Here is an 18,661-nt window from a genome sequence, read left to right on the forward strand (position 1 = left end):
GGCTCCGTACAGAGGGTACTATGAAACCACAACCGGGTGACGTTGTGGGGTGTATGGACTGTCAAGCAGACTTTGAACTTCCACCTCCCGCTGAGGATATCATCTATATTCCAACCTGCCCAGAATGTGGTTCGGTCGTTGATGGGTACGAGGATGCGGTTGATTTTAGGAAGCGAAATTCAGAGGCTCAGGAGGCCTGCAAGACACTCGAAAGAGAACTAGAGGAGATTATCGACCAAACCCAATCTATGCGAAATCGAGTTCCCGAAGGTTCATCACTAGAAGCCCTTCGTGAAGCGACTACAAGACTACAGAGTCTTACGGCGTTTGCTACTAATAGAACTGAAGAGCTTACAGATGAAGACTGAAGGATAGTCCCTCGAAAGAGACCACCTTCCTGACCTAGTATCTGTCAGCATGGAGGTCGGCAGGTTCCCATCGGTATTGAGGTCGCCCCTCGGCGGGATTACCACAATGCATACTTCCATGGATTGGTGAATTTGCTCCATTCGAGCGCTGAATTTTCTGGCGCTTCCGAGGTCTGGGTAACTGGGTCTCGGTCTGGACCATTTCGTCAGCTGTCGAAGTTTTCAAAATCCCATCTCAGAGGACAGAATGCCGAAAAATCAGGCAAATTGCGCAGAATTTTGTGCGGCGACTTGCGTAGGTACTACCTCTAGGGGCGGGGTCTAAAAGTCAAAACTCCAATACTAATACATAAACATAATAATTACGATACTATATGCCAGATAGTAGCTTCCGTTGTACAGCGTTTTCAGGAACTACTCTGTTTTCACTAGTTTAGAAATGCCACTTGAGAAAAGGAATAGCTGTATGTAACATCTGTTAGATGTGATACGTATTTGTAAGCATGGAGGGCTCTATGCTTCCTAGTTCGCTGGTTCAGTAGATGATTCAGCTAGATGGACCTAGTTCACTAATTCAGTTAGAATAGGTCTATACAATAGATTCGAAACATCGAGGGCTCTATGCTTTCAAGTTCGTTGATGTAGCTAGAGTTCTAGATACGTAGATAGAACTACTGAGTAAAAAGACTATAAGAAAAACAGCATCAGTATCTTCGCGTGGGCGCGGGCAGCGCGACCCTGCCGACCAAGAGCCGACAGATTGCAACGGCCTCAGAGGCGACTGTAGCCGTTCGACGGGGTAAACGTAGGTTTGGTCTTGGACACGTCAGGAATCGCTCAGAAACAATCTGGGACGACATAGAGCGACGATATGACTCACGCCGAGAGTGACTTGCCCTCTGCGTGTTCAGTCGGGATACTGGTGGTCGGTATGGATTCCGCGATTCATCTAGTGCTTCTGAGAGGCGACTGAATCCGTTTGAAGGAGCAGATGGGGGAAACATCATGGAGGCCCAAAATATCGTTATGAGCCGGACTGAGCCATCTCAGAATCGACGCTGAGTGGCTTTGGGTATAGCTACTCGCTAGTGAGACCGGAGCCAATCAGCATGGACGCTCTCGACTGGACGCCGTGATTTGCCACAGTGATAACAGAGACGACATTGGGCCATGAGATGGATGTATCGAGCCGAGAGGATGGTTGGGCCTCGGAACTCTTTCGAGCCTTTTGAGAAACCTTCCGAGCCACTCACCAGCAAATGTGACTAAGCAAAACGGCTGGTAATGCGGTCGGTCGGGATAAACCTCAACGTCCAAGAGACTAGAATCATATCATATCTTAGTTCATATAATAATTATTATCACTTCTCGCCGCTGGCCATCCTGTGAGGAAAACGGGTTCGACAAGCGCCGCTCCATGCTTCGAAGCTAGCCGAGGAAAAATGCAGACTGGAATCCGCTGCTGGACGACTTCTTCCGACGACTCATCGTCTTCCCAGAAGAGTTACCGGGTTTGCTCCGAAGCTTGCCACCCTTGGGAGACGACCGAATCTTGTGGGAATGGGAAGAGGAGCCACGGTCGTAGTTGAGCAGGTCGCTGGTATCGGTCGTAGAGGAGCCGATACTCGGCTGGCGTGGCTGGACTTCTCCGGCTCGGTCAACGAGTCGAGCTTAGAAATAGCCGCCCTTGTCTACCAACTGAACCTCAAGCGTATCTCCGATTTCCCCAGCAGGGACGTGGATAGTCTTTGAGTTCAGGAGACGAACTCAGGTCAATAACTATGGATTGTTCGTCGAATCCGTACGTGGATAGTGGTCTAAGCAGTAGTTTCGAGTGCCGATGAGAACATTTATTTAATTATGATTTGAACCCAGAGTTAGCGATTTGGTGTGGCGTTGAGAAAGGATGTTTGAGAAACAGACACTCACTATTGTCGGCGTTGTGGCAACTGGGGCTGGGGTGGTTTTAACGATGTTAAGTAAGATGGTCAATTTATTTTCAAACGATATGTCTACAATGGGAGCTGTAGTCCTTGCCGGAATGGGCGGTTTTCTTATTTCGACTTTAATTCTAACTATTGATAATAGAATTAAAATGAAGAAGATAATGGAGGGAGAGAAATGAATCCCGATGGACTTGTTGATGCCTTTGTCTCAACAATTATGCTCGGAGTGTTGCTTGTCGTCGCTGTCTATCTTCTCAACCCGGATATTGGAAAGGTATTAATAGATATTCTTCCAGGATTTATTGAGTTGATAATATATACTATTATTATAATTGTATTAGTGTCAATGATTTCTCAGATGTTTGAGTAGAGACTCAGTTTGTGAGGTGGTGAGTCATGTGATATGGAGTGTTGGCAAAGTACAGGTCGTCGGACTAATCAGGTTACCACCCAATAGTAGGTTGGATGCAAAGGGATAACGGGGCATACCCACTCTGAGCTCAGCACGACCGCTGTAACAATTATAAATATATAAATTACGCCAATTTCATTCTTATCATACAGTGGTTCAAGCCAAAATAAGATACAGTGCCGCTGGTGGTATTGTATTAATAGCTGTTCTTATTGGGGTCTTAGCAGATGTTATTAGTCCGAATGAAGGGCTTGCAATAGGTCTGCTAATTGGATTTGTTGGGATTGTATTTTCACAGATGCTTAATCTCATGGTGGTAGGAATTAGCGAATGGCGGTTAAGAACGATAGGGGGCGCTGTAATCGGATTGGTTGCTGCAATCGGGCTTCCAGCAATTATACTGGCTATCTTGGGGCTTCTTAATTTAGAACCGGGTAATACTCTTGGTCGAACGTACTTTGTAACAATTGTTTCTAGCGGAGTGAGCTCTATTATTAGCTTAGATAATAATATGTAATTTAGGCTGGAGAACATCATAGCAAAGAGACTGGACTTGATATAACCTATAGTAATGGACGGCTTCGCTATCTATGTTCCCAAGTTGATACGCGAGATTCCACATTATTCAGCACGACCACTGAAACTTATTGCCGGTAAAGGCTATCAATAGGACCAGAAATAATAGAGACGCTAGGTCAACCCCACCTCGCTTCAATGCTTTTCAACTAACGCTAAATGAATGCTAGTGTGTACTTGTTCGGTTAGAAATCGAGGAGCCCCCTTCTCAGTAGTCTTCTCGCTTCCAGAGCGTCTTCAGGTAGTTCGTCGTGGATGATTTCTAACTCTCGCTGACTGAAGCTGAACTCGTCTTTTGCTGGTTCCGTGGGCGTCCTCCAGACGGTCTCGGCAAGCACCCGATTCTCAAGCTCGCGCTGCTGCTCTCGGTCGTCTGTCTCTCGGTACTGTCGGATGTACTCAGCAAGCTGTTCGGTGTCGATTTCGACGTTGGTGGTGTTGTCGGTCATGGTTTACCCCATCTTGTCGAGTGCGTCTCGACGCTCTTCTACGGGAACCTGGTCGTAGCGCATCGTCGTCGTCTCTGACTTGTGGCGGAGTTGGGCCTGCGCTGCTGCTAGCCCCTCTTCTCGGGTCATATAGGTACCAACAGAGTGGCGAATCATGTACCACGAGATTTTCCGATTTTGCGCGTCTATGCCTGCAATCTCGAAGAGTCGCTTGAGGACGTGACGAAGAGCAGAGGTTCCGTAGGGATTCCCCTCGCGCGTCAGCCAGAGTTCGTCACGGCCTTCGTAGACCTCGTAGCGCTCTCGTTCGGTCAACCAAGCATTGAGCGCGTTTGCTGTTTCTTCGCGAATACTGACCGTCCAGTTGCCGACGTTCTTGCTGCTCTCTTCCTTTGGGATACGAAGCAGTGCGTTCTCAGCATCGACCCACGAGACGGTGGCTCGCTCGACCTCGACGGGACGAAGCCCGGCGTCCAAGGATGCCCACACGAGGCTGGGGAACTTCCAGCTATTCGCTTTCTCCCAGTCCTCTGGTGTGACCTCGGCCTTCGGTTTCGAGAAGCGCTGTGCCAGGTAGCTCTTCCACTTCTCCCGCTCAGTCGAAGTGAGACCACTGTAGCCAGGAATTGAGCCGTACTCAAGTGCTGCTTCTCGGGTTTGTCGCCGTTCTTCTTTCACCAAGAAGTCGCGCGGTTCAGTGCTGGCTGACGGCTCGGTGAAGGTGATGCTCGGCTCCCACGTTTCACCTCCTCGCTCGTGAGCTTTCCATTTGAATAGCCGCTTGATTGCACTCTGGGTGTTGTTCCGCGAGTAGTCACCCTCGTCCTTGCGCGCGAGATGCCGCATATAGGCATCGGCGTCTCCGTGGTCAATGTCAGTCGTGAAGCTCTCCCGCTCGTCCCAGACCCAGCGGTAGAACAGGTCAAGCCGCTGAGCGGTGTTGAGAACGGTGCGCTGTGCATATCCGTCTGCTTTTTCCGGGTGCTTGCCAAACACCAGCAGCCACTCTATCAGGTCTCGACGGTGTTCTCGGTAGGTCATCTGCTGGCGTTCGTCGAGTCTCGCGCGCGCAGGTTCGGGTACGAGGGGAATGCCTTGGTATTCTTCAGGCATCGTGGTCCCTCCCGGCAGGTTCGAAGCGCCGCGCTCTATGCTTTTCAGTGAGCTTGGTCTGACACGTTGGCCGAATCGCCAGACGGCGGTCGATTGGCCTGTTGTGCGTGGTCGGCTTGGCTATAGGCGTCATGTTTTTGTGCCCTGCCAAAGCCAGCAGCTTGCCGTTAGAAGGTCTGAGAAACGTCCGGACGGAGATTTGAACTCCGGTCCCTGGCTCCGCAAGCCAAGAGGATAGTCCACTACCCTATCCGGACTCATATTGACGGAGGGTGGTCGGTATGAAAAGGGTGACGGTTCGCCCCCCGCCACGCGACGGGAGCGCACACCACGCTCAAAGGCCGATTTGAACCAACGCAAGACCAATTCTTTATCCGAGAGATAAGCACGTATGGAGCGAAGAGCCCTCCTCAGTGGAATCGGAACGACCGCCGTGGCCGCACTCGCCGGATGCGCGTCGAACGCGAACCCCGGCGACGGCGGTACTCCGACCGATACACCCACGGACACGCCCGACCCAGAGCCACGTATGACCGACTCGACGTTCACCGTCACCGACGTTAGCTCTGGAACGCAGAGAGACGAGGCGAGCGTCGCCTTCGACGGCGATACGGTAACTGTCGAGGGGACGATCTGGGGAGCCAACGGCTGCAAGACCGGGGAACTACTCAGCGCCGACTACGACGCCGAGGCCGGCGAACTGACCGTCGTCGTCGGCACGAAAGACCGGGAGGACGCCGGAGGCGGATGTACGCAGGCCATCGTCGAAGTCCGGTATCGCGCGACGGCCACTTTCGAAGGCGGCCTGCCCGATGCCGTCGTCGTCACGCACGACCACGGCGACGGCGGCAAGGAAGTGACGACAGTCACGCAGTAGCTGTCGAGAACCCCGATCGGTCCCCGCTCCGAGACTTTATATTCGGTAGCGACGCCACCGATAGCTATGCCGACCGTAGCGACGAAACCACCAGACGGCAGCGGCCCACTCGACCAACGACAACGCTTAAGCGCGCCCCATCCCTGCGTCCCATAGATAGATGGGTGCGATAGAGGAGATCTACGGCGACCTGGAGACGGACGTCTCCGAGGAGGAGTTTCGGGAGGCCGTCGAGGAGAAGGTCGAACAGATGGGAGGTCTCGCGGACGAGGAGACGGCCGCGATGCTGCTGGCCCACGAGCTCAACGAGGGCGAGGTCGAGACCGTCGCCGACATCGAACCCGGGATGGACGAGGTGAAGTTCATCGCGAAGGTGATGGCCATCGGCGAGTTGCGGACCTTCGAACGCGACGGCGAGGACGAGGACGGCCGGGTCATCAACGTCGACGCCGCCGACGAGACCGCGAGCGTCCGACTGGCCTTCTGGGACGGGCAGGCCGTCGACATCGACGAGGGGAGCCTCGAAGTGGGCGACGTGCTCCGCGTGAAGGGCCGGCCGCAGGACGGCTACAACGGCCTCGAAGTCTCCGTCGACAAGGCCGAACCCGACGAGGACGCGACCGTCGACGTCGAACCCGGCGAGGGCGCGACCGCGGCGTCGCTGACGATGGGCCAGTCCGACGTGACCCTCCGCGGACTGGTCCTCGACACCGACGCCGTCCGGACGTTCGACCGCGACGACGGCAGCGAGGGCCGCGTCTCGAACCTGCTGCTCGGCGACGAGACCGGCCGTATCCGGGTGACGATGTGGGACGACCGGGCCGACCGCGCCGAGGAGATCGACCCCGGCACGGCCGTCGAGGTGGTCGACGGCTACGTCCGCGAGCGCGACGGCTCGCTCGAACTACACGTCGGCGACGACGGGGCCGTCGACGAGGTCGAGGACTCGGTGGCCTTCGAACCCGACGCCGACCCCATCGAGCGCGTCGAGATCGACGAGACGGTCGACATCGCGGGCGTCGTGCGCTCGACCGACCCGGTCCGGACGTTCGACCGCGACGACGGCAGCGAGGGCCAAGTGCGGAACATCCGGATCCAGGACGCCACCGGCGACATCCGCGTGGCGCTGTGGGGCGATAAGGCCGATAAGGAGATCGCGCCGGGCGACGAGGTGCTGGCCGCCGACGTGGAGATCCAGGACGGCTGGCAGGACGACAAGGAGGCGTCGGCCAACTGGGCCTCCTCAGTGGTCGTTCTCGACGACGCCGCGAGCGTCGGAACGACGCCCGCCGACGAAGCGGACGACGAACACGCCGGACTGTCGTCGTTCGGTAGCGAGGGCGGAAACGAGAGCGACCGGAGCGACGACGGTGAAGCGTCGTCAGCAAGTGCTACGGCGACTGCCGGGAACGGGTCGGACGGAGAGACCGCGGGCGGGGGCGCACAGGCCGCAGAGCAGGTGGAGTTCACCGGCACCGTCGTCCAGACCGGCGACCCCGTGGTGCTCGACGACGGCGAAGAGACGATGAGCGTCGAGACGAGCGAACACGTTCAGTTGGGCCAGGAGATAACCGTTCGCGGACTGCTGGACGACGGACGACTCGACGCCGACGACGTGTTCTGAGCGGAGGAACACTCCTACGGAAACTCTTAAGGCCGCAACACTCTCGATTGTGGGTATGAGCGTCGAGCTGCCGTTCGCACCGGTGGACACCGTTATCCGCCGGAACGCGGGCGGATTGCGAGTGAGTGCCGGTGCGGCGGAGGAACTGGCGCGCCGGATTCAGGAACGGGGAGCCGAACTGGCAGTCGTCGCCGCCGAGGAGGCGACCGCCGACGGGCGAAAGACGCTGATGCCCTCGGACTTCGGCGTCGAACGCTCCCCCGATAAGGACCGGCTGGAACTACCCGTCGCTCCCATCGACCGCATCGCACGGCTCGACATCGACGACGACTACCGCGTGGCGATGGACGCCCGCGTCGCGCTGGCGGACATCTTGGAGACGTTCGCCGACGACGTGGCCGCCGCCGCCGCCGACCTCGCCCGCCACGCCGACCGGCGGACGGTGAAGGCGGCAGACGTCGAGACCTACTTCGAACTCGCCCAGTACTACTGAATGAACTTCGGCTACCGAGAAGTCTGCTTAGACCACGACACCGGTCCGCGCCACCCCGAGAGTCCCGACCGTCTTCGGGCGGTTCGACGCGCGCTCAAGGAGCGCCACGGCGTCGAGTACGTGGCCGCCAACGACGCCGATTTGGACCTCGTTCAGGAAGTTCACGACGCCGACTACGTCGAATCGTTCCGGGAGTTCTGCGCCGACGGCGGCGGCAACTGGGACGCCGACACCGTCGCCGTCGAGGCGACGTGGGACGCCGCGCTCGCTTCGGCCGGGCTGGCGGTCTGGGCCGCCGAGATGTCCGGACCGGGGGTGGCCGACCGCGATACGCCCTTCGCGCTCGGTCGGCCGCCGGGCCACCACGCCGTCACGGACGACGCGATGGGGTTCTGTTTCATCAACAACGCCGCCGTCGCCGCACAGGCGGCCCTCGAAGACGACGCCGAACGGGTCGCCATCTTCGACTGGGACGTCCACCACGGCAACGGCACGCAGGACATCTTCTACGACCGCGGCGACGTGTTCTACGCCTCGATCCACGAAGACGGGCTCTACCCCGGAACGGGGGCCATCGACGAGACCGGCGAGAGCGACGGCTCGGAGACCACCCTCAACGTGAAGTACCAGCCCGGTGCCGATACCGCGGACTACCTCGCGGCCATCGACGAGGCCGTCGCACCGGCCATAGAGGACTACGACCCCGACGTCCTCATCGTGAGCGCGGGCTTCGACGCCCACGAGCACGACCCGATCTCGCGGATGCGCGTGAGCACGGAGGGGTACGGCGCGATGGCTTCGCGGATGATGGACCTCGCGGAAGACTGCGGAGCGGGTCTGGCGCTCGTCCTCGAGGGCGGCTACGGGCTGGATACCCTTTCGGATTCGGTGACGACCGTCCACGAGGTGTTCGACGGCTATACGCCGATGGAACCCGACGACGACGTGAGCGAGGACGCCCGCGAGGTCCTCGACCGGCTCGCGGCTCAGGGCTTCGGCTCGAAGTAACGGGCCAGTTGGACGCCGAAGGTATCGGCGAGTTCCGCGATATCGTCGCCGACGAGCACCTCGTGGCCCGATTCGAGCGCCGACTCGACGTGGGGGCCGAGACTCACGTCGAAGACGGCGTCGCTGCGGAGAAACGACGTCGCCGTCTCGAACTCGCGCGACCGCTCGACGACGTAGCGGTCGCCGTCGACGTAGGGGCCGGTCACGTCGGGGTCGGCGGCGTACTTCTCGTAGAAGCCCTTGGCGTGCCGGCGGACGTGGACCGGCGGCCCCTCGTGGCGTTCGATCGCCGGCCGCTGGGCGACTTCGAGCTCCGCGAAGAGGACGGCTTCGGCGCCGTCGCCCGCCGTCGATTCGCGCTCGGGTCCGTCCGCCGGCTCGACGGTTTCGGTGGCGAACGCCGCCGAGCGGAGGACGTCGAACCCGCGGCGGTCGAGTTCGTCGGTGAGGCCGTCGAGTGACTTTCGGAGCTGCGGCCAGAGCTGGTCCTCGACGACGTCGGGGGCGGGAAATCGCAGGGCGATCGGCGTCGTCCGGCGGCGGTCGAGCGCCTCGGAAACGTCGTCGGCGTCGTAGGGAGTCGGCTCGCTCGCCTCGAACAGCCCGACTCGCGGGTCGGCCAGCGAGTCGCGCGCGTAGTGCTGGAAGCGCGCGACGTTGGTCGCAGAACACACCGCCGCGACGTTCCGCTCGGGATCGGTCGGGTCGATGACCACCAGCGGGTCGTCGAAGGAGGCTCGCCCGTGACCTTCGGGGTCGAACTCGACCGGGGGGTGCCAGTCGGCGGCCGCGTCGAGGAGGGCGCGGAAGCCGCCGTACTCCAGTACCAGCAGCTCGGTCAGATAGCCCGAAAAGCCCCGCGTGCGGAGGTTACTCCCGTAGACGCCGATGCCCTTCAGGAACTGCTTGGTGACGCGGACCTCCCCGGCGAGTTCGTCGTTCAATCGGGCTTCGAGATAGCGCGTGTGAAACGGCGTCCGGTCGACGGCCGACTGGATCGCCGTCGCGTCCTCGACGGCGTAACACGGCACGAGGTCGACGTCGTAGCCCTCGCACTCGCCGACGACGTAGGGGTGCTCGGCGTACTCCTCGCGCCCGTCGGGCAACACCGCGTGGCCGACCTCGAGCCCGTACTCCTCTAAGGTCTCTCGGGGCAACTCCGGCGGGAACGCGACGAAGACGTCGACGTCGCGGTCGCCGGCGGTCCACGTCCCCCGCGCCGTCGACCCGACCCGTATCACCTCGGCCTCGACCGGGAGCGCGGCGACGGCCTCGCGCGCCCGCTCCATTACCGTCTCGGCGGCCCGCTGTAACCGCTCGCGTTCCTCGGCGTCGGGCGAGACCCGCGCTCGGACCCGCTCGACGACGGCGTCGAACTCGTCGCTCATGCCCGGCCGTTCTCGGAGAGTGCGTGAAAGCGTGTCGATGGGAGTCAGAAGCGAAAGCCCTAATTACCAACTCTGGTTACAAACGGGTGCGAGCAAGCCGCCGTAGCTCAGTTGGTAGAGCACCTGGTTGTTACCCAGGTTGTCCCAGGTTCGAGCCCTGGCGGTGGCGTGAATTTCTGCGAAATTCACGGCCTAGCGGACGGAGTCCGCTTATGGCGTGAATTCCTGCGGATGACGACTCGTGAGGAGCGGCGGCTCCGAACGCGGTCGTCCGCGAATACGCATCCCAGCGGACTCGAACGCGTGATGTCGGCCGCGAACCCACCGACGCGGACCCGACAGGCTAAAGACGCGGAATCGAGAAGCAACCCACGAGGGCCCTTAGCTTAGTCTGGTTAAAGCGATCGGCTCATAACCGATTGAGCGCTGGTTCAAATCCGGCAGGGCCCATCGAACACCCGAGCGAAGCGGGCGTGTGAACGTACTGCGGATTCGAACCCCGGCAGGCGAGTGCGACGAGTCTGCAGTCGGTTCCAGATCCGGCAGGGCCAATCGTTCTGCGGGAGAGCGGCATCGTCGAGCCGACATACGGAAACCCGTCTCGCTCGTACGCTTCGCTAAACCATGTCTGAGCTGGACGCGACGGACGTTACCATCTTGGAGTTGCTCATGGAAGACGCCCGGCGGTCGTATCGCGAGATCGCGGAGGACGTCGGTCTCTCGCCGCCGACCGTCTCGAATCGCGTGGACCGGCTGCGCGACCTCGGGATCGTCCAGGGGTTCACCGTCGAGGTGGACCGGACGGCGTTCTCCGGCGAGGACGAGTGTCTCGTCGTCGTCGAGACGTCGTTCGAGGAGACCGAAGCCGTCTTCTCTCGGTTGCGGGACGCCGACGACGTCGAACACGTCTTTCGAACCGCCGAGTCGACGGTAGTCGCCAAGGTGGTGTCGTCGCCGTCTGCGGTTCACGGGCTGTTGGGGGACGCGCTGAACGACGACCAAGTAACGGATTATCATATCGAGTCGGTACTGGCGTCGGCGTGGCAGCCGCAACTCGGTGCCGACGAACTCGACGTCGAGTGTTCGATCTGCGGCAAGCGGATCACCGGCGACGGCGAGACGGTCGAAGTCGATTCCGACGACACGTACCACGTCTGTTGTTCCGCGTGCGCCGAGAAGATCGCCGAACAGTACGAATCGCTCGAGGAAGGGCTCGGCGAGTAGCGCCGCAACTCGAAGGTGGGTTTGAGACGCGAGTTTTACGAACCGGCCGTCGTCCGGTCCGCTATTTTTGAGTCGTAAACCGTCGTGCGCGAACGTCGGTCCCATATCTCGGCCAACTCGACAGCATCCCGGGGAGTGGTGGGCTGAGAGCGGCGCTCGACGCGGAATCGCGCTCGTCGAAGCGAGGCCGACGATGATAGCCACAACCCAGGAAAACGTGGCACCCCTCCTTCTACATGCAATGTCACTCTCCGAGACGGTTTCCGAGATCGATCGACTCGACGACGAACAGCGCGAATGCATCGAAATCTGTACCGAGGCCGCCGAGGTCTGTGAGTGGTGCGCCGACGAGTGCCTCGGCAGCGAGGACATGGAAGAGTGTGCCCGCCTCTGTCGGGACGTCGCCGACATCGCGTCGCTGCACGCTCGGTTCATGGCGCGGGACTCGCAGTTCAGTTCGCAACTCGCCGAGGCCTGCGCGGACGCCTGCGAGGCGTGTGCCGACGAGTGCGAACAGCACGACGCCGACCACTGTCAGCTCTGTGCCGACGTGCTCCGAGAGTGCGCGGAGCACTGCCGCGACATGGCGAGCGCGTAAGGCGAAACCGAACGCGTCGGCCGCTGGGTGCTCGTCCGCTGACGACAGACGCTTTTTTTTCGAACTGGAGCCGGATAGCCGGCGCTCTGTCGATCCTCCCAGTACGCTCCGGGGCCGCGAAACGGCGTCGCACGACGCGGTAGCGATATCCGTCCGGCGGAAACGACGCGGAACGGGGACGCCGTCAGTCGACGCCTGTGCCTGTCCCCTTTCTGGCTCTGTCCCGTCCCGGCGGGGTTCTCTCCCTCTTTGACGCCGAGGTAGACGAGCGCGACGTCGCGAGTCGATAGACAGGGAATCGTCGGCCGGCCGGTTCTTGTACAGCTTCGGTTACCGTTCCGAAGCCCGCGGCGACGGAGACGTCGGTATCGAAACCGTCGGCAGTAACGTCCCCGGAGAAGCGTTCAGCGGTCCGTCTACCGACCGACTAGAGGGTCGTCCCGCGAGCGACGCAGTACATGAGCACGACTCCGGTCCCGACGGCGAGGACGAACTGGCCGAGGACGGAGAAGAGAGCGCCGAGGGCCGAACTGCCGAACAGGAAGAAGGCGAGCGCGTAGGGGACGAGCGCGACGCCGACGAACGCGGCGATGAGTTTGGCGAGCGGCAGCGCTTCCCGCAGCAACTGCGTCGTCTTCAGTTCGCCCGTCGCGGAGTCGATGAACGGTCGGCGAGGCATTCACCTGGGAGTTCCGAGCCACTCGTAAGTATTGCTCGGTCCCGAGCGAGGACGGACCGAGAAACGGACGGTCGGTCGCGTGCGGCGTTACCGCGCCGGTGCGGCAAGCGGTAGACGATGTAGCCGACGCCGTCGGTCTAGTCCACTCTGCCGCTACCGTCCGTCCGGGCGGAGTGAGCCGACTCCTGACGAGAGGACGGTTCCGAGGGGGAGAGCGAGCGGTCGCTTCCGTCGTCGATGCGGTCGAGGAGCGGCATGTTGAGGAAAGTGGCGAGCGTGTACAGGTCCTTCATCCGATCCTCGCCGCGACAGTGGGCCTCGTAGCACTCGACGACGCCGTCCCAGTCGAGGAACGGGAGCTCTCGGATCCGCTCTTCGTTCGCGTCGATGGTGTCGCGGATGAACGAGTTGTTCCGGATGAGGTTGTTGTGGTCCGTCCACGGGCCGCGCGTCCAGTGAGCGCGCGCCGGGTCCGACCGGAGATGCGTGTCCGCGAACGAGAGCGCGATGTTGCTCGTCCAGTTGAGCGCGAACGGATAGCGGATCGGAAAGAGACCGCGACCGTGCGGAATCTCGGCGAGCGGGGGCGAGAGCTTCGCCGTCGCCCTGTTGATGAGGTCGCCCCGCAGGAAGTGCTCGGCGGGGATCTTCAGGAACAGGTCGATGAGGCGGTTGTCGAGGAACGGCGTCCCCGAAGGGATGAACTGCGCCGTCGCGTAGAGGAAGAACTGGGACGCGCTGTTGGTGACCGGATAGCGCTTACAGACCGTCGCCTCTCTGAGCGAGCGGTACTCGACGCCGTGATCGACGAGAGAATCGCCCCGTCTGGTGACGTTCTCGGCGTAGATCTCTTCGGTACTTCGCGGCGACCGGAGGTAGGACGGTTTGCTCTTGGCCCGCTCCCCGATGAGCGCGTCGAGGTCTTCGAATCGGCGCTCGACCGGGAGGTCGAACGACCCCGCCGGTCCGAGGTCGATGTCCGCCGTCGGGAGGTCGTCGCCCTTGAACAGCGTGTCGCCGTAGTGTCCGGTCAGCAGCATATCACACTCCGATCGCAGTCGGTCCGCGAAGCCGCCGGCGTGGTTCTGGTTGAAGTAGCCGACGAAGTTCGATCGCTTCGACTCCCGCTCGAGGGCCTCCGCCTGATAGTCCTCGCCGCGTTTGAGCAACTGGAAGTCGATACCGACGGCGTCGGCCACGCGTTCGGCGATTCTGGCCTCTCGGTTTCGCCACTCGTTGAGGTGGAACCCCGTCACCGGGACGTCCAGCGAGTCGAGGGCGGCGAGAACGAGTCGCGAGTCGCTGCCGCCGCTCAACAGGAGTCCGTAGTCCGTCTCCGAGTCGGCGGTCCAGTCGGCGACGACGTCCTTCATCGTCTCAGCCAGTTGCTCGGCCAGTTGCTCCGCCGAGGCGTCGACCGGGTCGTACACCGGTTCCCAGTAGCGCTCGGTCGTCGTCTCACCGGTATCGACGTCGACGGAGACGACGCTCCCGGGGTGGACCTTCTCGACGCCGCGCAGCGGCGTCTTGACCCCGTACGTCTGTTTCATCGAGAAGTACTCCGTGAGGTAGTCGAGATCGAAGTCGGTATCGACGGCCGGGTGGAGCGGAAGCGACTGGATGTTCGTAGAGAAGACGACGCCGTCGTCGGTTTCGTAGTAGTGGATGGGACGCGTCCCGAGCCGGTCAGAGAGCAGTAGGAGATCGCCGCGGGCTCGGTCGTAGATGACGCCGGTGAAGTTCCCGTTCACCCCCGACAGAAACGACGTGCCGTCGGCGGCGTACCGTTCGGCGCAGTAGGCCGCACCGTCGGTCTCGACGGTGACGTACCCGTCGTCGGTCTCGTCGCCCCAGACGTCGCCCCAGAGCCAGACGGCGACGTCGCCGTCGGCGGCGGTTGCCGGTTTATCACCGGTCTCGCCGGGATGACGAACGCTCGCGACGGCGACTCTGTCGTCGCTAAACGCGTCCCGGTGATCGCTATCGTTATACTCGATATCGGCAGCGAGCGCCTCCGCCGAGAGCGGGGAGACGCCGGTAGCGCCGCAAAGACCAACCATGCGCTGGCTAGTTCTCGGGCGGTATTTATTATGGTGTTGCTCAGAGGCCGCGACGTATCTTAGCCGGACGATAATCCCCCTGTAACAGTCGGAACGGCGGAATCGAACAACGGACGACCGCGGCCCGCTACCCGTGACTGACCGCCTCGGGAAGGCGATGAAACCGTTTCGTGGCAACGTTTCTCACTACCGGTATCTCTATATACTGTTGTGCTATACCATAGCATGTATGGCTACCACCCCGAGTGGTGACGACATGTTCGACGACTTCCTCTCACAGCGCGGTCACGACGTCGAGGAGACCGGTTGGGAGGAGAGCTACAACAAGAAACAGTGTCCCGACTGTGGCGGTATTCACGAGACGGCCGCGAGCGAGTGCTCGGTGTGTGGGTGGACACCGGTAAACTGAACGGGGACGTGGGGTAGGCGGCTTTTCCTTCGACGACCGGACAGCGACGCGACTGTCGGCGTCGCGAGCGGTACTGCGCGGGACGACGCCGCACTGCCGAGAATACCGGCTGCCAGCCAGCGGTCGCGAACTCGGCCGCGAAAGCGGTCACTCCGACCGGAGCCAGTGATCGGCCGCGACTGAGGAAAGGAAAGAGAGGACGGGACTCACAGCGCGTCGAGCGACGCGCGCAGGAACATCCCGACGAGGAGATGACGGTACGCCGCTCGTTCGATCTGTGCCCCCGCGTCGGCGGCGTCGTCGATGAGATACTGTTTCGTCTGTACCAGTTCGTGCATCGTGAGCGTCCCGTCCGCTTCGAGGTCGTGCAGACGCGGGTAGACGGTCCCCGGACTCAGTTGCGCATCGAAGAGCCGCGAGAGGTCGTCCATGAGACCGGTCCCGTGGGTGCCACCGTCGGACAGCGCGATCAGCGCGAGCAGGATCTCGTCCAGGCTCTGGGTCACGAGCCCGTCGTCGACGGCGAGGTCGCCGTCGGCGACGTCGTCGATGACCGAAGTCAACAGCGACTCCGGGATGGCGTCACGACTGGCAGTATCACTGTTCGATCGCGGGTCGTCGACCGTTTCGAGGGGGGTCAGTCGCTCGTCGGGTCGATCGCCCATCGCCTTGCCCGTCGTCACGCGACGGAGGTTGTCTCCAGACATCATCTCACCTGAGCGGAATCCGCACTCGACCGTACCGGCGATACCGGCATATAAACCTACCAGCGTTTTCGGAGCGTGAAACAACCCCCGCGCTCGAAAACGCTTATGGTACCTGACGCGAACGCATCAACAGTGGCAGAGGACGAGAGCATCGAGGAGATTCTCGACACTATCGGGGACCAGCACGCTCGCCGGGTGCTGGCGGCGATCAGTCGCCAGCCGCACTCAGCGAAGGAGCTCGCAGAGACGTGTGACCTCTCCCTGCCGACGGTGTACCGGCGGATCGAACTGCTCGACGAGTACGACCTGATCACCGACCGGACGCTCATCGCGGACGACGGCAACCACTACAAGGTGTACGAATCGAACTTCGAGTCGACCGTCATCTCGCTGGAAGACGAGGAGTACAAGGTCCGCATCTACCGCGAAGAGAACCTGCCCGATCGGTTCAGCCAGCTGTGGGACGAGCTGAACCCGGAGTGACCCGATGAGAGAGAACCCGAGAGGATGACTGACGGCGTCGCGATCGCCCGCGGGGCACTCGTACTGATGCGGATGGTCGTCTTCGGGCTGACGCTCGGTATCACGCTCATCAGTTTCCAGGCCTACCGCAAACGCCCCTCCGAGCGGCTGCAGTACGCGTTCGTCGGCTTCGCCTTCATCAGCATGGGCGTCGCCATCACCAGCGTCATCACGCAGTTGAGCGCCGGCGAAGTGAGTCCGTTCGAGCAGGTGTTCTTCCAGATGGCTGAGACGATCCCTTTCATCATCGGCTTCGCGATGCTGTACGTCTCCCTGTATCGATAGCCCGGAAATCGCGGCTATTTTCCGCCGCTCTCCAAAGCACGTGGTTTATTGCGTCGGGGGCCTAGTATAGGTGCAATGACTGATTCGACCACCGAGGTCGTCCGCCTGTTCGGTGGGCCGGGAAGCGGGAAGACGACGGCGCTGCTGGACCGCGTCGAGGAGATACTCGAAGACGACGACGTCGACTTCCGCGACGTGCTGGTCGTCTCCTACACGCGTGCCGCGGCCGCAGAGATCCGCGAGCGACTGGCCGAGCGACTGGGCCTCACGCCGCGCGCGCTTCGGGGCAACGTCTGTACGATGCACGCGAAGGCGTACGAGCTGCTGAACCTCTCGCGCGGCGACGTGGTCGGCGAAGACGACAAGGAGGAGTTCTGCGACCAGTTCGGCATCGAGTACGAGGACGAATACGAGGGCTCCCGGCGGCGCTCGGCCCGGTCGACGACGCTCGGGAACAAGATCATCGCCACGAGCCAGTGGCTCCAGCGGACCCGCCGCGACGTGGCCGACTGGTACGACGTCCCCTTCAAGTGGGACGAGGAGGAAGTCCGGCTCCCCCCCGAGATCGACGACAACGCCCAGACCGGTAACAAGTACACGCCGACGTGGCCCACCGACGACGACCGGGTGGACGTGCCCAACGCCATCCGCGGCTGGCGCACCTACAAGGGCGACAACGACGTCATCGGCTTCGCGGACATGCTCGAACGGGTCGCCCAGCGTTCCCTGCTTCCCAACGTCGACTACCTCATCATCGACGAGTTCCAGGACATCACGACGCTGCAGTACGACGTCTACGAGGAGTGGAAACCCCACATGAAGCGGGTCCTCATCGCCGGCGACGACGACCAGGTCGTCTACGCCTGGCAGGGCGCGGACCCCGACCTCCTCTTAGAGGAGGACGTCACGCAGGACGAGATTCTGCCCAACTCCTATCGGCTCCCCTCGCGAATCCTGAACGTCGTCAACCGCGAGGTGCGCCACATCGAGAAGCGCCAGGAGAAGGACCTCAACCCGCGCAAGGAGGGCGGCCGCGTCGAGGCGGTCCAGAACCCCTCGATGTTCGACCTCGCGCGCAACGTCAAGGGCACCATCGAGCAGTCCGACGAGACGGTGATGGTGCTGTTCCGGGCGCGCTATCAGATGTTCCAGTTCATCGACGAGTTCATCGACGACGGCATCCCCTTCTCCTGTCTGACCGACCAGCGGATGTGGACCGACCGGCTCAGCCAGTACGTCCGGGCCGTCGAGTCCGTCCAGGACGACGAACCGCTGTCGGTGCTCGAAGCGCGCCGACTCGCGGACATGCTCGTCGACTCCGCGTTCGGGACCGGCGAGCGCGACGACTTCTTCGACGCCTTAGAGGACATCGAGGAGTCCCACGAGGCCGACGACATCGCCGAGATCGAGATCGAACCCGACGTGGTCACCGACCACGTCCCGTTCGTCCCCGACGACGCGTCCGCGGGCGACATGCTCCGGAAGGTGACCAACTTCCAGCAGCGCAGCGTCGACGCCTACTTCAAGGGCGACTACCGCGGGATGGACGCCGACCGGGTCCGACTGGGGACCATCCACTCCGCGAAGGGCCGCGAGGCCGACCACGTCTTCGTCGGGACGGACCTCACCGAGAAGGTGGTCGAGCAGATGGCCGCGACGGTCGACCAGCAGGGCATCGATATCCCCAGCGTCGACGAGTTCACGAAACACACCAGCCCGGTTCCGACCCTGACCGACAACGAACGCCGCGTCTTCTACGTCGGGATGTCCCGAGCGCGTGAGCGACTCGTGCTGATGGAGAACCTCGTCGACGGCGCGCCGACCCTGCCCATCGACGTGCTGCTGGAGAACGCGCCGAGCGACCGGTCCATCGACGAACTGCTCGACGAGGCCGGCGAGACCGTCGTCGCCGACTGAAATCGC

At 61.5% G+C, this 18,661-nt stretch carries 21 protein-coding genes and 3 tRNA genes; 17 read left to right on the forward strand and 7 right to left on the reverse strand.

From position 1 onward, the window contains the following. Window positions 1-20: 20 nt before the first annotated feature. From EGH23_RS11130 to EGH23_RS11150, 5 genes are all read left to right on the forward strand, one after another. The gene (locus EGH23_RS11130; protein ID WP_220580075.1) at window positions 21-368 is read left to right on the forward strand and encodes a hypothetical protein; all 348 of its coding nucleotides are present in this window, start codon (window positions 21-23) and stop codon (window positions 366-368) included. A gap of 1,560 nt (window positions 369-1,928) precedes the next feature. Beyond that, complete coding sequence (locus tag EGH23_RS11135) at window positions 1,929-2,120, forward strand: hypothetical protein (RefSeq protein ID WP_220580076.1); 192 nt, start codon at window positions 1,929-1,931, stop codon at window positions 2,118-2,120. Window positions 2,121-2,274: 154 nt separating this feature from the next. Further along, entirely contained in the window at window positions 2,275-2,493 is a 219-nt protein-coding gene (locus EGH23_RS11140) for a hypothetical protein (protein WP_220580077.1), read from the forward strand. After that, window positions 2,490-2,684, forward strand: coding sequence for a hypothetical protein (locus tag EGH23_RS11145; protein WP_220580078.1), 195 nt, complete (start codon window positions 2,490-2,492; stop codon window positions 2,682-2,684). The genes EGH23_RS11140 and EGH23_RS11145 overlap by 4 nt, the downstream gene beginning before the upstream one ends. A 193-nt stretch (window positions 2,685-2,877) precedes the next feature. Beyond that, the gene (locus EGH23_RS11150; RefSeq protein WP_220580079.1) at window positions 2,878-3,243 is read left to right on the forward strand and encodes a hypothetical protein; all 366 of its coding nucleotides are present in this window, start codon (window positions 2,878-2,880) and stop codon (window positions 3,241-3,243) included. A gap of 244 nt (window positions 3,244-3,487) precedes the next feature. On the opposite strand, the gene EGH23_RS11155 is transcribed toward EGH23_RS11150, so the two are convergent. The 3 genes from EGH23_RS11155 to EGH23_RS11165 all read right to left on the reverse strand — a co-directional run bounded on the left by EGH23_RS11155 (window position 3,488) and on the right by EGH23_RS11165 (window position 5,121). Then, window positions 3,488-3,751, reverse strand: a complete 264-nt coding sequence (locus EGH23_RS11155; protein ID WP_220580080.1) for a hypothetical protein — start codon at window positions 3,749-3,751, stop codon at window positions 3,488-3,490. A gap of 3 nt (window positions 3,752-3,754) precedes the next feature. Continuing rightward, window positions 3,755-4,864: a tyrosine-type recombinase/integrase gene (locus EGH23_RS11160; RefSeq protein ID WP_220580081.1), complete on the reverse strand. Its 1,110-nt coding sequence runs from the start codon at window positions 4,862-4,864 to the stop codon at window positions 3,755-3,757. Window positions 4,865-5,048: 184 nt separating this feature from the next. Beyond that, window positions 5,049-5,121 (reverse strand) — tRNA-Arg (locus tag EGH23_RS11165). A gap of 134 nt (window positions 5,122-5,255) precedes the next feature. On the opposite strand from EGH23_RS11165, the gene EGH23_RS11170 reads away from it, so the two are divergent. The 4 genes from EGH23_RS11170 to EGH23_RS11185 all read left to right on the forward strand — a co-directional run bounded on the left by EGH23_RS11170 (window position 5,256) and on the right by EGH23_RS11185 (window position 8,866). Continuing rightward, on the forward strand, window positions 5,256-5,741 hold the full coding sequence (locus tag EGH23_RS11170; protein WP_236044765.1) for a hypothetical protein: 486 nt from the start codon (window positions 5,256-5,258) through the stop codon (window positions 5,739-5,741). 160 nt (window positions 5,742-5,901) lie between these two features. After that, window positions 5,902-7,365, forward strand: coding sequence for a single-stranded DNA binding protein (locus EGH23_RS11175; RefSeq protein ID WP_220580082.1), 1,464 nt, complete (start codon window positions 5,902-5,904; stop codon window positions 7,363-7,365). 55 nt (window positions 7,366-7,420) lie between these two features. Next, window positions 7,421-7,858, forward strand: a complete 438-nt coding sequence (locus EGH23_RS11180) for a histone (protein ID WP_162317287.1) — start codon at window positions 7,421-7,423, stop codon at window positions 7,856-7,858. Continuing rightward, the gene (locus tag EGH23_RS11185; protein ID WP_220580083.1) at window positions 7,859-8,866 is read left to right on the forward strand and encodes a histone deacetylase family protein; all 1,008 of its coding nucleotides are present in this window, start codon (window positions 7,859-7,861) and stop codon (window positions 8,864-8,866) included. Here the strand turns inward: EGH23_RS11185 and cca are convergent. Continuing rightward, window positions 8,845-10,254: a CCA tRNA nucleotidyltransferase gene (cca, locus tag EGH23_RS11190; protein WP_220580084.1), complete on the reverse strand. Its 1,410-nt coding sequence runs from the start codon at window positions 10,252-10,254 to the stop codon at window positions 8,845-8,847. The genes EGH23_RS11185 and cca overlap by 22 nt on opposite strands. 96 nt (window positions 10,255-10,350) lie before the next feature. On the opposite strand from cca, the gene EGH23_RS11195 reads away from it, so the two are divergent. The 4 genes from EGH23_RS11195 to EGH23_RS11210 all read left to right on the forward strand — a co-directional run bounded on the left by EGH23_RS11195 (window position 10,351) and on the right by EGH23_RS11210 (window position 12,076). Then, window positions 10,351-10,423, forward strand: a tRNA-Asn gene (locus EGH23_RS11195). 206 nt (window positions 10,424-10,629) lie between these two features. Then, a tRNA-Ile gene (locus EGH23_RS11200) sits at window positions 10,630-10,704 on the forward strand. A 174-nt stretch (window positions 10,705-10,878) separates the two neighbouring features. Further along, window positions 10,879-11,478 carry an Lrp/AsnC family transcriptional regulator gene (locus EGH23_RS11205; RefSeq protein ID WP_220580085.1) on the forward strand — a complete coding sequence of 200 codons (600 nt, stop codon included), beginning with the start codon at window positions 10,879-10,881 and terminating at the stop codon, window positions 11,476-11,478. 241 nt (window positions 11,479-11,719) lie between these two features. Beyond that, on the forward strand, window positions 11,720-12,076 hold the full coding sequence (locus EGH23_RS11210; RefSeq protein WP_220580086.1) for a four-helix bundle copper-binding protein: 357 nt from the start codon (window positions 11,720-11,722) through the stop codon (window positions 12,074-12,076). Window positions 12,077-12,503: 427 nt separating this feature from the next. On the opposite strand, the gene EGH23_RS11215 is transcribed toward EGH23_RS11210, so the two are convergent. Both EGH23_RS11215 and EGH23_RS11220 read right to left on the reverse strand, forming a co-directional pair. Further along, window positions 12,504-12,755: a hypothetical protein gene (locus EGH23_RS11215; protein ID WP_220580087.1), complete on the reverse strand. Its 252-nt coding sequence runs from the start codon at window positions 12,753-12,755 to the stop codon at window positions 12,504-12,506. A 137-nt stretch (window positions 12,756-12,892) separates the two neighbouring features. Continuing rightward, on the reverse strand, window positions 12,893-14,815 hold the full coding sequence (locus EGH23_RS11220; RefSeq protein WP_220580088.1) for an asparagine synthase-related protein: 1,923 nt from the start codon (window positions 14,813-14,815) through the stop codon (window positions 12,893-12,895). Window positions 14,816-15,044: 229 nt separating this feature from the next. On the opposite strand from EGH23_RS11220, the gene EGH23_RS11225 reads away from it, so the two are divergent. Then, the gene (locus tag EGH23_RS11225) at window positions 15,045-15,224 is read left to right on the forward strand and encodes an HVO_0416 family zinc finger protein (protein ID WP_135305260.1); all 180 of its coding nucleotides are present in this window, start codon (window positions 15,045-15,047) and stop codon (window positions 15,222-15,224) included. Window positions 15,225-15,430: 206 nt separating this feature from the next. Here EGH23_RS11225 and EGH23_RS11230 read toward each other — a convergent pair whose 3' ends face one another. Continuing rightward, complete coding sequence (locus EGH23_RS11230) at window positions 15,431-15,931, reverse strand: PadR family transcriptional regulator (protein ID WP_220580089.1); 501 nt, start codon at window positions 15,929-15,931, stop codon at window positions 15,431-15,433. Between the two features lie 132 nt (window positions 15,932-16,063). Here EGH23_RS11230 and EGH23_RS11235 point away from each other — a divergent pair, with 132 nt between their 5' ends. From EGH23_RS11235 to EGH23_RS11245, 3 genes are all read left to right on the forward strand, one after another. Then, complete coding sequence (locus EGH23_RS11235) at window positions 16,064-16,414, forward strand: ArsR/SmtB family transcription factor (protein WP_135305258.1); 351 nt, start codon at window positions 16,064-16,066, stop codon at window positions 16,412-16,414. A gap of 24 nt (window positions 16,415-16,438) precedes the next feature. Beyond that, the gene (locus tag EGH23_RS11240) at window positions 16,439-16,738 is read left to right on the forward strand and encodes a DUF7521 family protein (protein WP_220580090.1); all 300 of its coding nucleotides are present in this window, start codon (window positions 16,439-16,441) and stop codon (window positions 16,736-16,738) included. A gap of 75 nt (window positions 16,739-16,813) precedes the next feature. Further along, window positions 16,814-18,655 (forward strand): UvrD-helicase domain-containing protein, encoded by a 1,842-nt coding sequence (locus EGH23_RS11245; RefSeq protein ID WP_220580091.1) that lies wholly within the window; start codon window positions 16,814-16,816, stop codon window positions 18,653-18,655. The last annotated feature ends 6 nt before the right edge of the window (window positions 18,656-18,661 follow it).

This window comes from Haloarcula nitratireducens, from assembly GCF_019599505.1.